The organism is Xanthomonas sp. GPE 39 (assembly GCF_000963005.1).
Taxonomy (GTDB): Bacteria; Pseudomonadota; Gammaproteobacteria; order Xanthomonadales; family Xanthomonadaceae; genus Xanthomonas_A.
The window spans coordinates 1,471,002-1,483,660 of the sequence record NZ_JZHZ01000007.1; the positions used below are offsets into that span (position 1 = coordinate 1,471,002).

11 protein-coding genes are annotated in these 12,659 nt (G+C 62.5%); all 11 read right to left on the reverse strand.

Going from position 1 to position 12,659, the window contains the following annotated elements; genetic code table 11:
• A complete protein-coding gene (locus XALGPE39_RS06110) occupies window positions 1–609 on the reverse strand; it encodes a protein phosphatase CheZ (RefSeq protein WP_045727414.1) in 609 nt (202 codons plus the stop codon).
• Window positions 609–1,001 (reverse strand): chemotaxis response regulator CheY, encoded by a 393-nt coding sequence (gene cheY / locus XALGPE39_RS06115; RefSeq protein WP_045729011.1) that lies wholly within the window; start codon window positions 999–1,001, stop codon window positions 609–611. The genes XALGPE39_RS06110 and cheY overlap by 1 nt, the downstream gene beginning before the upstream one ends.
• 18 nt (window positions 1,002–1,019) lie before the next feature.
• Window positions 1,020–1,769 (reverse strand): RNA polymerase sigma factor FliA, encoded by a 750-nt coding sequence (locus XALGPE39_RS06120; protein ID WP_045727415.1) that lies wholly within the window; start codon window positions 1,767–1,769, stop codon window positions 1,020–1,022.
• On the reverse strand, window positions 1,766–2,650 hold the full coding sequence (locus tag XALGPE39_RS06125; protein ID WP_045727416.1) for a P-loop NTPase: 885 nt from the start codon (window positions 2,648–2,650) through the stop codon (window positions 1,766–1,768). The genes XALGPE39_RS06120 and XALGPE39_RS06125 overlap by 4 nt, the downstream gene beginning before the upstream one ends.
• Window positions 2,637–4,190, reverse strand: a complete 1,554-nt coding sequence (gene flhF, locus XALGPE39_RS06130; RefSeq protein WP_045727417.1) for a flagellar biosynthesis protein FlhF — start codon at window positions 4,188–4,190, stop codon at window positions 2,637–2,639. The genes XALGPE39_RS06125 and flhF overlap by 14 nt, the downstream gene beginning before the upstream one ends.
• A gap of 168 nt (window positions 4,191–4,358) precedes the next feature.
• Window positions 4,359–6,422 (reverse strand): flagellar biosynthesis protein FlhA, encoded by a 2,064-nt coding sequence (gene flhA, locus XALGPE39_RS06135; RefSeq protein ID WP_200893905.1) that lies wholly within the window; start codon window positions 6,420–6,422, stop codon window positions 4,359–4,361.
• 17 nt (window positions 6,423–6,439) lie between these two features.
• Entirely contained in the window at window positions 6,440–7,570 is a 1,131-nt protein-coding gene (gene flhB / locus XALGPE39_RS06140; RefSeq protein WP_045727419.1) for a flagellar biosynthesis protein FlhB, read from the reverse strand.
• A gap of 99 nt (window positions 7,571–7,669) precedes the next feature.
• Window positions 7,670–10,552 carry a ligand-binding sensor domain-containing diguanylate cyclase gene (locus XALGPE39_RS06145; RefSeq protein WP_045727420.1) on the reverse strand — a complete coding sequence of 961 codons (2,883 nt, stop codon included), beginning with the start codon at window positions 10,550–10,552 and terminating at the stop codon, window positions 7,670–7,672.
• Between the two features lie 211 nt (window positions 10,553–10,763).
• The gene (gene fliR / locus XALGPE39_RS06150; protein WP_045727421.1) at window positions 10,764–11,555 is read right to left on the reverse strand and encodes a flagellar biosynthetic protein FliR; all 792 of its coding nucleotides are present in this window, start codon (window positions 11,553–11,555) and stop codon (window positions 10,764–10,766) included.
• Window positions 11,556–11,568: 13 nt separating this feature from the next.
• A complete protein-coding gene (locus XALGPE39_RS06155) occupies window positions 11,569–11,838 on the reverse strand; it encodes a flagellar biosynthetic protein FliQ (protein ID WP_045727422.1) in 270 nt (89 codons plus the stop codon).
• 4 nt (window positions 11,839–11,842) lie between these two features.
• Window positions 11,843–12,658 (reverse strand): flagellar type III secretion system pore protein FliP, encoded by an 816-nt coding sequence (gene fliP / locus XALGPE39_RS06160; protein ID WP_045727423.1) that lies wholly within the window; start codon window positions 12,656–12,658, stop codon window positions 11,843–11,845.
• Window position 12,659: the final 1 nt, after the last annotated feature.

The following is a 12,659-nucleotide window of genomic DNA, read 5'->3' on the forward strand; positions in this document are numbered from 1 at the left end:
TTACAACCCCAATCCGGACAACAGGTCGTCGGCGTCGTTTTGCGACACGCCGTGGCGATCCAAGCCGGGCAATGCCGGGCCAGCCAGGCTGCCATCGGCCTTTTTTTCTTCCTTTGGCGGTAATCCCAGCGCGCCGAACCCTTCGTGCACACGGCGCACGATTCCGGCGACGCGGCGGATGATCTGCCCGGTCAGGTCCTGGAAGCTCTGCGCCAGGGCCATTTCGGTGAGGTTGTGGCGGATCTTGTCCAGGATCTCGCTCTGGTCGTCGCTCAAGCCGCCGGCACGCAATTGATCGGCAAGTGCACGGCATTGCTCTGCTAGATCCAAGGTGCGGTGACTGGCCTGTTCGGTCATTGCCACCACATGGTCCAGTCGGGAACAGGCGTCATCCAGTTCGCCGGCGTCGCTGGGCACCACTGGCAGTTCGCCCAGTGCTTGGCCCAGATCGCGTGCAAGTCGGCTCAGGCCCTGCATCATGGGGCGTGTGCGCCAAGCAGCGAGGGTGTCGATCTCTCTGCGCCAGCCGGCTTCGTCACCGCTCTCCAGGGCATCCAGCGCACCTTGGAGGCGTTCGATCAGGGCAGTGCGTTCAGCTGTCACTTCCATCAGGCCGTTGCTCCAAGGCGTTCGAAGATCTTGCCCAGTTTTTCTTGCAGTGTTTGCGCGGTGAACGGTTTGATGATGTAGCCGTTCACGCCGCACTGCGCGGCTTCGATGATTTGCTCGCGCTTGGCCTCGGCTGTGACCATCAGTACCGGTAAATGCTTGAGCTTGTCGTCGCCGCGGATGTTGCGCAGCAAATCGATGCCGGTCATGCCGGGCATGTTCCAGTCGGTGACCACGAACTCGAACGGGGCCGAGCGCAATGCGGCCAGCGCGCTGTTGCCGTCTTCGGCTTCAGCGGTGTTGGTGAAGCCAAGATCGCCGAGCAGGTTCTTGACGATGCGTCGCATCGTCGAAAAATCGTCCACGATCAAAATCCTCATATTTTTATTCACCACTAACTCCCTAGGTTCTTATTCTTCGTCTTCCAGGCCTGCGTCGGCGGCTTCGAATGCCTTCAGGCGTCCGCGCAACCGTACCGTGGCCTGACCGTGGATCTGGCACACGCGCGACTCGCTGACTCCGAGGACCGCGCCGATTTCCTTAAGATTCAATTCCTGCTCGTAGTACAGGGACAGCACTAATTGTTCGCGTTCGGGCAATTGCCCGATCGCTTTGCCAAGTTCGCGGCCGAATTCGCTGCGTTCGAGCATCTGCTGCGGATTGGGGCCGCCCTTGGCGATGGTGTCCAGTTCGCCATGATCCTCGATACGCGATTCCAGGCTCAGTACTTGTCCGCGTGCGGCATCTTCCATCAACCGCATGTATTCGGGCAGCGGCATTTCCATCGCTGCGGCCACTTCATTGGCGGCAGCGGCGCGACCGGTATTTTGTTCAATCTTGCGGATCGCCGAGGCGGCGTCACGCGCGCGTCGGTGCACCGAGCGGGGCACCCAATCGCCACGGCGGATCTCGTCGATCATCGAGCCGCGGATACGGATCGAGGCGTAGGTCTCGAATGAGGCGCCCTGGTCGGCATCGTAGCTGCGCGAAGCCTCGATCAGGCCGATCATCCCGGCCTGGATCAGGTCGTCGATCTCGACGCTGGCCGGCAGCCTGGCTGCCAGGTGATGGGCGATGCGTCGCACCAGGTCCGAGTGTTGCGCGATGTAGTCATTGGAACTATTGCGCTGCACGGCGCGATAGTGGGCGGCGGCGTTCATGCGGCGACTCCACGCTGGATGATGCGTTCGACGAAGAACTCGACGTTGCCGCTCGGAACGGTCGGTGCCTGCCAGCGTGAAGCGCGCCGTGCAATATCGGAGATCGCTTGGGCCGAGGGGCTGGAGGGGTAGGCTTTGACCACTGGTTGCTGGCGTTGCACTGACAGTCGCAGCCAGTCGTCCTGCGGTACGCAACCCAGATAGTTCAGTGACACGTCACCGAGGAACTTCTCGCAGACACGGCTGAGCTTTTCGTATAGCAGGCGGCCTTCGTTGGCGTCGCGAACCATGTTGGCGACGATCTGCAGTCGGTCCATGCCGCGCTCGCGTGCAAGGACTTTGATCAGGGCGTAGGCGTCGGTGATCGAGGCAGGCTCGTCGCAGACCACCACCACGGCGTCCTGCGCGGCCTGGCAGAAGGTCAGTACGCTGTCGGTGATACCAGCGGCCGTGTCGATCACCATGATGTCCAGGTCGCGCTGCAACTCGGAGAACACATTGACCAGGCCGACGTGTTGAGCGGGAGGCAGTTCGGCCATGTAACGGCGGCCGGAGGCGGCGGGTACCACCATCAGCCCGTTGGGCATGTCGATCAGGGCTTCTTCCAGCGTGCAACGCCCAGCGACCAGATCGGCCACGGTGAATCTAGGCGTCAACCCCAGTAATACATCGACGTTGGCCAGGCCGAGGTCGGCGTCCAGAAGCAGCGTGCGCTTGCCCATGTCGGCCAGCGCCATCGACAGATTGACCGAAATGTTGGTCTTGCCGACGCCACCCTTACCACCGGTCACAGCGATCGTGCGCACTGGACCCAGCGGTTCGTTGCGCGTCGCCGATAGGGGAAACGCGTTGGTCAGATTGGCGTAATCACGCGACGGCATGGTTCTGCTCCGGAGTACAGGGCTTATCGGCAGCGCGCCGCAAATCTTCAAGGCGCAATACCAGGCTGGCGGCGTTGGCGCGGTGTAGGTCGTCCGGCACACGCTGTCCATCGGTCACCCAGGTGATGGGAAGGCGATGGTCAACGACCACCGATAAGGCACTGCCAAACCGTCCGGTTTCGTCCAGCTTGGTCAGGATGACGCCCTGTGGATCGGCGCTGGCGAAGCGGCGCACCACTTCGTCCAGGTCGGAAAAATGGGCGTTGGTGGGAAGCACGAGCAAAGAGCGGACGACGCGTGAGGCGCGCAGCCAGTGCAGTTGCGCGGCCAGGGCGCGGTCGCGCTGGCCCATGCCGGCGGTGTCGATCAGCACCAGTTTGTAGTCGGCCAGACGCTGTAGAAGCTGCTGTAGCGAGGCATCGCTGTCGGCCTCGTGGACGGCGATCCCGAGCTGTCGGCCATAACTATGGAGTTGTTCGCGGCCACCGACGCGGACGGTGTCAGTGGTGACCAGGGCCACGTCGCGTGCGGCGTTGCGCTCTAGGAAGAGAGAGGCCAGCTTGGCGATGGTCGTGGTCTTGCCGGCGCCGGTGGGGCCGATCAGGGCGATCACGCCGCCTTGCTCGAGCGGATCCAACGCCGCGATCGGCAGGCGTTTGGACAACAGGCCCAGCATCATGCCGCGGCCGCGGTGCAGTTCCAGGTCGGCGGGAATTTGCATGACAACGTCGCGGGTGATGCCGCCGTCGAAGCCGTAGTCGTCCATCAATTCCAGGGCCTGGGCGCGTACCGGCGAGCCGCGCAGGCGCTCGTCGGTGAGCCGATTCATTTCACGCTCGATCATCTGCCGCATCAACGCCAGTTCGTCGCGCAGTTGCGTCAATTGTTCGTCGTTCTGCGGCGCCGGGAAGTTGGGAACTGCGGTGAGCGTGGTGGCCGCCGGAATTTCGGCGCTCTTGATCGGGGCCTCGGCGACGAGCTTGGGGGTGCTCGCTGGCGCCAGTGCCACGGCGGGGATGTCTTCGTGCCAGGCTGTATCTGCGGCGGTGGGCGCAGCGGCGAGGGTTGTACTGGCAGCGGGAAATGGTGTCGGCAGCGAGACGTTGATCGGCGCGTTGCGGAACACATCGTCGGGGATGCTGCTCTGGGCAGTGGCCGGTTCCTGGACGGCCGCCGCTGGCGTGAGCGTCGATGTCGCAGTGCCGAGCTTGCCAAGCGGCCGTGCCGACGTGGCGGCGCTGGCATTGCTGCGGCGCTCGCTGATCGCGGCCATCATCGCCATCGCCGAGTTTGGCCCTGTCGCTTTTTGACGTGTGGGCCGTGGCGTTGCCGCTGTGGTGGCCGGACGTGGCGTTTCCTCTGGACGCACTGCGTCCAGAGCGCGTTGTACCAGTGTCTCGTCGTAGTTGCTGGCGGCGACGATCTCGATACCTTCGTCGGTTCGCCGGTTGGACAGGATCACCGCATCCGGACCCTGCTCATCGCGCACCATACGGAACGCGGTACGCATGTCTGGAGCGACGAAGCGTTTGATTTTCATGGGGACACCTTGGCGCCGTGACGCGTGAGGGGGAGCGCGGGACTGAAAAATCGGCACAGACGCTGTTGTCGTTCCGAGCGGTGGTATGCGGGTGTGCAGATATTCATATGTCCTGTCCGATTCATGCCTTTACACTTTTCCGAGTCCGAAGTCCCCGGATCGGGTCTTTCAACTGATCGTTCCCACCAACTTCAACCGCTTGTCTTCCGGCACTTCGCTGTAGGACAGCACCGATAGCGAGGGGACGCTGTGGCGGACCAACCGTGCCAGTGCCGCGCGGACCTGCGCCGGCACCAGCACCACCGCTGGCTCATTGCGTGCTTCTTGCTTGCTCACGCAATCGGCCAGGCTTTGGTGCAAGCGTTCGGCCAGTCCGGGTTCCAGCGCTGCACCGTTGCCCTGACTGGAGTCTTGCAAGACACGTTCCAATTGCGGTGCCAGGGTGAATACCGGCAGTTCCGATGCCATCCCGGCGATCTCCTGGACGATGAAACGGCCCAGGGCGTTGCGTACCGCGGCGGTGAGCACTGCCGGTTCCTGGCTTTGTGGGGCGTTTTCCACCAGGGCCTCGACGATTTTGCGTAGCTGCCGTACCGGGATTTTTTCGATCAACAGGTTTTGCAATACGCGTACCACCACCGACAACGGCAACGCCTTGGGGGTGAGGTCCTCGACCAGCTTGGGCGCGCTCTTGGCCAGGGTGGCCAGCAATTGCTGGACTTCTTCATGCCCAAGCAGTTCCGGGGCGTGCTCGCGGATCAGGTGCGAGAGATGGGTTGCGATCACTGTGGCCGGGTCGACCACGGTATAGCCCATGGTTTCGGCCTGTGCGCGCTGATGCGGCTGGATCCATACCGCATCCAGGCCGAATGCCGGGTCCTTGCCAGGGATGCCCTCGATCTTGCCGAGCGCACCGCCTGGGTCCAATGCCAGTTCGCGGTCCGGGTGGATGTCTGCGGTGGCCACCGGCACACCGTGGACCAGCAGGCGATAGGCATTGGCTTGCAATTCGAGGTTGTCGCGGATGTGCACGGGCGGCACCAGAAAGCCGATGTCCTGGGTCAGCTTGCGCCGCACGCCTTTGATGCGCGCCATTAATTCGCCGCCCTGGGTCTTGTCCACCAGGGGGATCAGCCGGTAGCCGACTTCCAGGCCTAGCGGATCGATCGGCCGTAGTTCGTCCCAGCCCAATTCGGCATTGGCTTGTGCTGTGGCAGCGGCAGCCGGCTGCGCCGCATCGGCTGCCGCTGGTGACGGTTGCAGGCTGCGTTTCCACATTTTCCAGGCCAACAGGCCCAGGATCAGCGCCAGTGTCAGAAAAGCGACGTTGGGCATGCCCGGGATCAGGCCGACCAGGCCCATGATCGCCGCAGCCACCGCCAACGCTTTGTGTTGGCCGAACACCTGGCCCATCATCGAAGCGCCCATGTCCTGCGAGCGAGATGCGCGGGTGACCAGCATGGCCACCGCCGAGGACACCAATAGCGCGGGCAACTGCGCGACCAGGCCGTCGCCGATCGACAGCAAGGTATAGGTGGAGGCGGCCTGACCCACCGGCATGCCGTGCTGGAGGACGCCAACCGCCATGCCGCCGATCAAGTTGATGAACAGGATCAAGATGCCGGCGATTGCGTCGCCGCGGATGAATTTGCTGGCACCGTCCATCGAGCCGTAGAAATCCGCTTCCTCGCGGACTTCCTCGCGTCGTGCTTTGGCTTCTTCGCGGGTGAGCAGGCCGGCATTGAGATCGGCGTCGATGGCCATCTGTTTACCGGGCATAGCGTCGAGGATGAAGCGCGCGGTCACTTCCGACACACGCCCGGCGCCTTTGGTGATGACCACGAAGTTGATGATGGTCAGGATCGCGAACACCACGATGCCGACCGCGTAGTTGCCACCGATCACGAACTCGCCGAAGGCTTCGATCACCTTGCCGGCGGCGCTGTGTCCGTTCTGGCCGTTGATCAGGATGACGCGGGTCGAGGCCACGTTCAGTGCCAGGCGCAGCATCGTGGTCATCAGCAGCACGATGGGAAAGATGCTGAATTCCAAAGGCCGTTTCACGTACACCACGGCCAGCAGCACCATCAGCGAAATCGCGATGTTGAAGGTGAACATCGCGTCCAACACCGGGGCGGCCAGCGGTACCACGACCATCGCCAGCATCACCAACACGATCAGCGGGGCACCGAGCCCGTGCTTGATCATGTCCATCATCTTGCGCGTGTTCATCTGCGCGGCGGGCTGGCTCATGGCGTGTTCTCCGGGGCGAACTCATCTACGTTCAACGGCGGCATCGGCGGCATTGGGCCGCTGCGCCAGGCGCGCAACTGGTAGACGTAGGAGAGGATCTGGGCGACCGCCGAATACAGTCTCACGGGAATTTCCTTGCCGAGTTGGCCTTCCCTATACAAGGCGCGTGCCAATGGTGGCGCAGACACCACTGCGATGCGGTGCTGCTCGCCGACTTCGCGGATGCGGAAGGCGATCTCGTCCACGCCCTTGGCGAGCACGGTGGGTGCGCGCATGCGCCCGCTTTCGTATTTCAGCGCCACTGCGTAGTGGGTCGGGTTGACCACGACCACGTCGGCCTTGGGCACGGCTTCCATCATGCGCCGCTGCGACATTTGCATCTGCATCTGGCGGATGCGCCCCTTGACCTCGGGATTGCCGTCGCTTTCCTTCATTTCTCGACGGACTTCCTCGCGGGTCATCTTCAATTTTTTGATGAAATGCCACTTTTGATAAGGAGCATCGATCGCAGCCAGGAGCGCCAGCGCCCCGGCGGTGTACAGCAGCAAGCTCAGGGTGAAGCCCAGGCCATGGCCGATGGCTTGTTCGAGCGGCTGCTGTAGCAGGCCGCGCAGGCCGTCCAAGCCTTTCCAAATGGACAAGAACGCGGCACCACCGACGAAGCCCATGCGCAGCAGCGACTTGAGCAGTTCGACCAGGCTTTCGCTGCCGTATAGGCGGGAGAGCCCGGTCATTGGATTGAGCCGGTCGAATTTGGGGATGAGCGCTTGGCCAGAGAAACGTAGGCTGCCCATGAGCAGCGGTGCGATGAAGCCAGCGGCCACACAGATGCCGATCAGTGGCAGGACTACCCAGAACAGCCCGATCAGCAGATCACCGAAATAGCCGAACAGGGCCTGCGGAGTGTCGCGTAGATGCGGGTCCGGCTGCAGTGCGTGTTTCATCCATGCCACCGCACCGGCGCTCATCGAACCGGACATGCCCATCAACGCGAAGATGCTGGAGCTGAATACCGCCGCTGTAGCCAGTTCGCGCGAGCGCGGGATATTGCCCTGTTCACGGGCTTCGCGCAGACGCTTTTCGGTCGGTTGTTCTGTGCGTTCTGCGCCTTCTTCGTTTTCGGACATGGGCTTGTGCGTGGCGGGGGAGTGCCACTGCCCATTGCAAGGCCTATGCCGCGATGCCGATGTCCACCAGCGCTGTTGTTGCCAATACGCGTTGGCGGGTTAGGCTGGCTGCAGTTCCACCCGGTCGCGGCCGAGGCGCTTGGCTTGATAAAGCGCTTTGTCGGCACGGGCCAGCATCTGCTCCAGGCTCTCTCCCGGGCGATACCAGGCCACGCCGATCGATGCGGTAATCCACAATTGATGTTCGTCCAGGTGCAGCGGTTGTTCGCCGATCACCCTGCGTAGGGACTCCAGCCGTTCGTGCGAGGGCGGCGGCAATCCTGGCAGGACGCTCAGCAGTTCCTCGCCGCCGTAGCGCCCGATCCGATCGTCGTCACGCAGGTTGCTGCTCAGGCGCTGCGCGACTTCGATCAGTACCGCGTCGCCGACCAGATGACCGTGGTTATCGTTGATCCGTTTGAAGTGGTCCAGATCGATCATCGCCACCGCCAGCGGGTTACCTGTGGCATCGCTGTAGCGCATCTGCGCGGTCAGAGTTTCGAGGATGCCGGCACGGTTGAGCAGGCCGGTGAGGGCGTCGTGCGAGGCTTTGACTAGCAGCGCTGAGCGGGCCAGCTCCAATTCGTGTTTGTCGCGCTCCAATTCCTCGGTGCGAAGTGCAACCAACTCGGCCAGTTCGCGTTGGTGCTGGCGCATGCGGCGTTCGCGCCAATGCAGTGCCGCCACCACAAGTGCTCCGCCGAGCAGTAGATAGAGTCCCTGCATTGGTTCACTGCACCACCATACTGGCGCCACCGAGAACGCCACCCGGATTGGTGCCGAGGCGGTATGCCGGTAGGCATCGAACAATTGGACTTCCAGGACATAGTCACCGGGTTCCAACGGTGGTTGCTCGATCTCGAGGTTGGGAGTGTGGATCCAACGCGCGTTCTCGCCCTGGAAACGATAGCGGATCGAGATCCTGTTGCGATCATCGTAGAGGTCTGGCGAGCCCAATTCGATGTGCAGGGGCTCCTCGCTCCAGGATAGGCGTGTTCCAGCGGTGATTGGTTTGTCGTCACGGCTGAACTTGTTGAGCGTCAAGCGCGGTTTCTGCGCATCGAACAGGCGTCGAGGATCCAGTACATGGCTGACGCCCCGGCTGCTCCCGATCCACATCGACCCATCGGCATCCTCGAAGAGGGCTGAATCGGAGATGTCGTTCCAGAGCAATCCTTGGGTTTGGGTCAAGCGCGACCAGGCGTGTCCGTTGAAGACATCGATGCCCTGATTGTGGCCGATCCACACCCAGCCATTGCGCGTGCGTCGAATGGCATAGACCTGCAGCGTCTGTAAATGCGCGGTTTTCTGCGACAACGTCAGGGTGCCGCCGTCGAACCGGCCTTGATGCAGGCCAGGTGCGTACAGCGTCGCCCAGACGCTGCCGTCGTCCTGGACGAGCAGCTTGCTCAGTTGTGCGTCAGTGGGCTTACCATCGAGCAATAGCTTGATCGGCGTCCAGACGGTGCCGCGTAACTGGAACAGCCCCGCCACGCCTGCGATCAGGATGCTGCCGTCTTTACGTTGTTGGATGTCGGAATATTCCCCGCCCGGCAGTGCCTGTATCCGTTGCGGAACTGCATCGGAGTGTGCGGAATCGAGCATGTAGATGCCGTCCAACGTCAGGATCCAGATCCGGCCTGCGGTGTCCAGGTAGAGTCGGTTGGCGGTGTGACCAAGGCGAGGATAGACGCGCAGCAATTGTCCTTGAGGGTCGTAATGGCGTAACTGTCCAGGCGAATCGATACACCATAGTGATCCGTCCGCTGCCCGAGCGATGCTGACGACCTGCGTGTCGGCGTCTTGGAGCCAGGGTTGGAACCGTCCGTTACTGAGCTGGCGGTTCATGCCGCCTTCGTTGCCGAGCAGTAGCTCGCCGCTGCGGCTGCGTTGAATGCTCCAGGTCGGCGCTTTGCTCATGCCCTGCGAGGTGTCCCAGTTCTCGATCCAGCCATAGCCGTTCCAACGCAGCACGCCTTCGCCATCTATGCTCATCCACAGCTCGCCGGCCTGGTCGAATGACAGGGCGACGATGCTGCTGTCGGGCAGACCGTTGCGCAGGTCGAAACTGCGCCAGTGACCGTCTTCCCAGCGCGTTAGACCTTGCCCTGTGGGCACCAGCACACGCCCCTGCGGATCGAGCAGGATTTGCGTGCGCATCATGACGCGTTCCGGGCCATCTAGCGTGGGTGGGGTTTGCTCCTGAAACTGGCTGGCCCCTGCCGGTAACCGCATGATGTTGCGATCGCCCAGCACCCACAAGTTGCCATTTCGATCGTGGACGATGCTGCGCCATTGTGCGGGCGGCAAGCCTTGTGATGGCCCGTAGAGCATGACGCTGCCGTCTGCGTGGACCCGGCATAGCGCCTTGCCGCAGCCCAGCCACAGGCTGTCGGCCTCGCCTTTCACATCGTGGACCTCGCCCAGTTGCGGTAGCCGTGCCAAGGTGGCGGTGTTGAACATCGGGCGTAACTGCCAATCACCGTTCTGGTCGGTGACGGCGCGTAGAACCTGCTTTCCATCGAGGACGATGGTGCCCCAACTGGTGTTTGCCAGACGCAAGCGATTCTTCAGCAGTGGCCCGGTTTGCTCTGGTGTCAGTCGGCGCAATTGTGCGCCGTCGCTGACGAACACCGCGTCGAAGGTAGTGACCCAGACGTGCTGTTGGGCATCTTCAATTGCATCGATGACATAGAGGCCGAGCTGGCCTTGCAGTGGCACTTGCTGGAAATCGTGGCCGTGGAAACTGTACAGCCCGCTTTCCGTGCAGACCCACATGCTGCCGTCGTGGCGCTGTAACAAGCAGGTGCCAGCCAAGCCCAGCAGGCCTTGATCCTGTCCGTAGCGCCGCAGCGGGATCGTCTGGGCGTGCGCGGCATCGCTCAATCCGGATCCCAGCAGCAGGCACAGCCATAGCAGGCACAGGCGTGACAGGGTGTGCATGTGCGGATCAGTTGCCTTGCCGCTGCATGGCGCGCGGATATCGTTGACGAGCGTGCGCTAGAGATGAGGAGTGCATGGCAGGCCGGATCACAGGTGGTGGAGAAAACCTCGAGTAGAGCGACCTGCGAGGATGGCCGTGCTGCCTGCCAACGCAGCATCGCGCCGATACACGTCAGTAGTATCGGCCGCTGTGTTCTTTAACTTGAGGTATCTACGCAGTGAGCTGGCGCGCGGCATCGAAGGCGGCGTCGAACAGCCGTTGCACCGGCGGTCCCATTTCGCTGACCAGCACTGCCAGCAGCGCTAATCCCAGCACCATCGCCACTGGCAGACCGATCTGGATCGGATTCAGCGCCGGCGCGGCTTTGGACAATGCGCCGAAGGCCAGGTTGACCGCCAACATCGCCACGATCACTGGCAGCGCCAAGCTGACCGCACCGCGCATCATGCTCATGAAGAAGTCCGGTGCGACCGCGATCATGGCCTGCGCGTCCGGCAACGCATTGCCGATTGGCAGTGCTTTGTAGCTATCCACGAGTAGCGCCACGACCGCCAGATGCCCATTGGCGGTGAAGAACAGTAGGCCGAACGCCAAGTAGAACCATTGCCCGATCACACCGGAATTGACTCCGCGCAGTGGATCGGCCATTTGCGCGAAGCCCAGCCCCGTACTCTGCGAGATCATTTCACCGGCCATTGCGCCGGCCTCGAAGATCATCCGCAACATGAAGCCCATGCTGGCGCCGACGGCCAATTCGCGTGCCACGCTGAGGACGACCGCTGCATCGAAGCCATTCCAGTCCGGCACTGGCGGTAACAGCGGTGCCAAGGCCATGGCCAGGGTGGCCGCCAGGATCACTCGGATACGTGCTGGAATCGCGCGGGTGCCGACCAGGGGCATCACCATCAGCATTGCGCCGATGCGTAGCATGGTCCATAGGATTGCGCCGACCATCGCGAATGCACGCGAGCCGTCGATGACCATTTGTGTGGCGGCGTCCATCCCGGTACAGCCGCTAGCCGATCAGATGCGGAATACGCTGAAACAGCATCGTGGTGTACTCCACTAGATGCGCCAGCAGCATGCTACCGGTAGCGAACAGCATCGCGGTCAGGGCGATGACCTTGGCGATGAAGGCGATGGTCGGCTCGTTGAGCTGTGTCGCGGCCTGAAACACGCCGATCACCACGCCGACCACCAGCATCGCCAGCAGCAATGGGCCGGCGACCCATAACACGGTGACCAGGCCGCCACGCAGTTCGGTCAGAGCCAGTTCGGGACTCATCGGCTCACACTCCGTTGAAGCTGGCAGCGAGCGTGCCGACGGTCAGTACCCAACCGTCGACCAGCACGAATAGCAGGATCTTGAACGGTGCCGAGATCAACATCGGCGACATCATCATCATGCCCATCGACATCAGTACGCTGGCGACGACCAGATCGATGATCACGAACGGAATGAAGATCAGAAAGCCGATTTCGAAAGCGGTTTTCAGTTCGCTGGTGACGAAGGAGGCCACCAGTACCGGGAACGGGATCGCGTCCGGACTGCTATAGGTTCCGTTGCCGGCCATGCCGGCGAAGGTCATCAGATCGCTCTCGCGGATCTGGGCCAGCATGAAGGCGCGTAGCGGCTGAGTGGTCAGCGTCCAGGCGGTCTGAAAATCGATCTGGCCGTTGAGGTACGGGCTCATGCCATGGCCCCAGGCTTTTTCCCACACCGGCATCATCACCAAGGCGGTCAGGAACAGCGCCAGACCCATTAATACCTGGTTGGATGGGGTTTGTCCGGTGCCCATCGCTTGGCGCAACAGGCCGAGCACGATGGTGATACGGGTGAACGCGGTCAGCACCAGCAGCATCGATGGCAGCAGGGTGATGGCGGTCATCAACATCAGCGTCTGCAGCGGCAGGCTGACCGACTGCCCGCCGATTTTGCCGACGTTGACGTCCGGCAGCGAGGGCAGGGTGGGGGCGCTGTTCTGTGTGGTCGCTGCCACGGTGTGCGCCGCCTGCGCCCAGACCAGTGCCGGCAGCAGGCTCAACGTCAGCAGGAGCAGTAACAGGCACAGGCGGCGCGCGTTGCGGTTCCAACGAAGCGACATG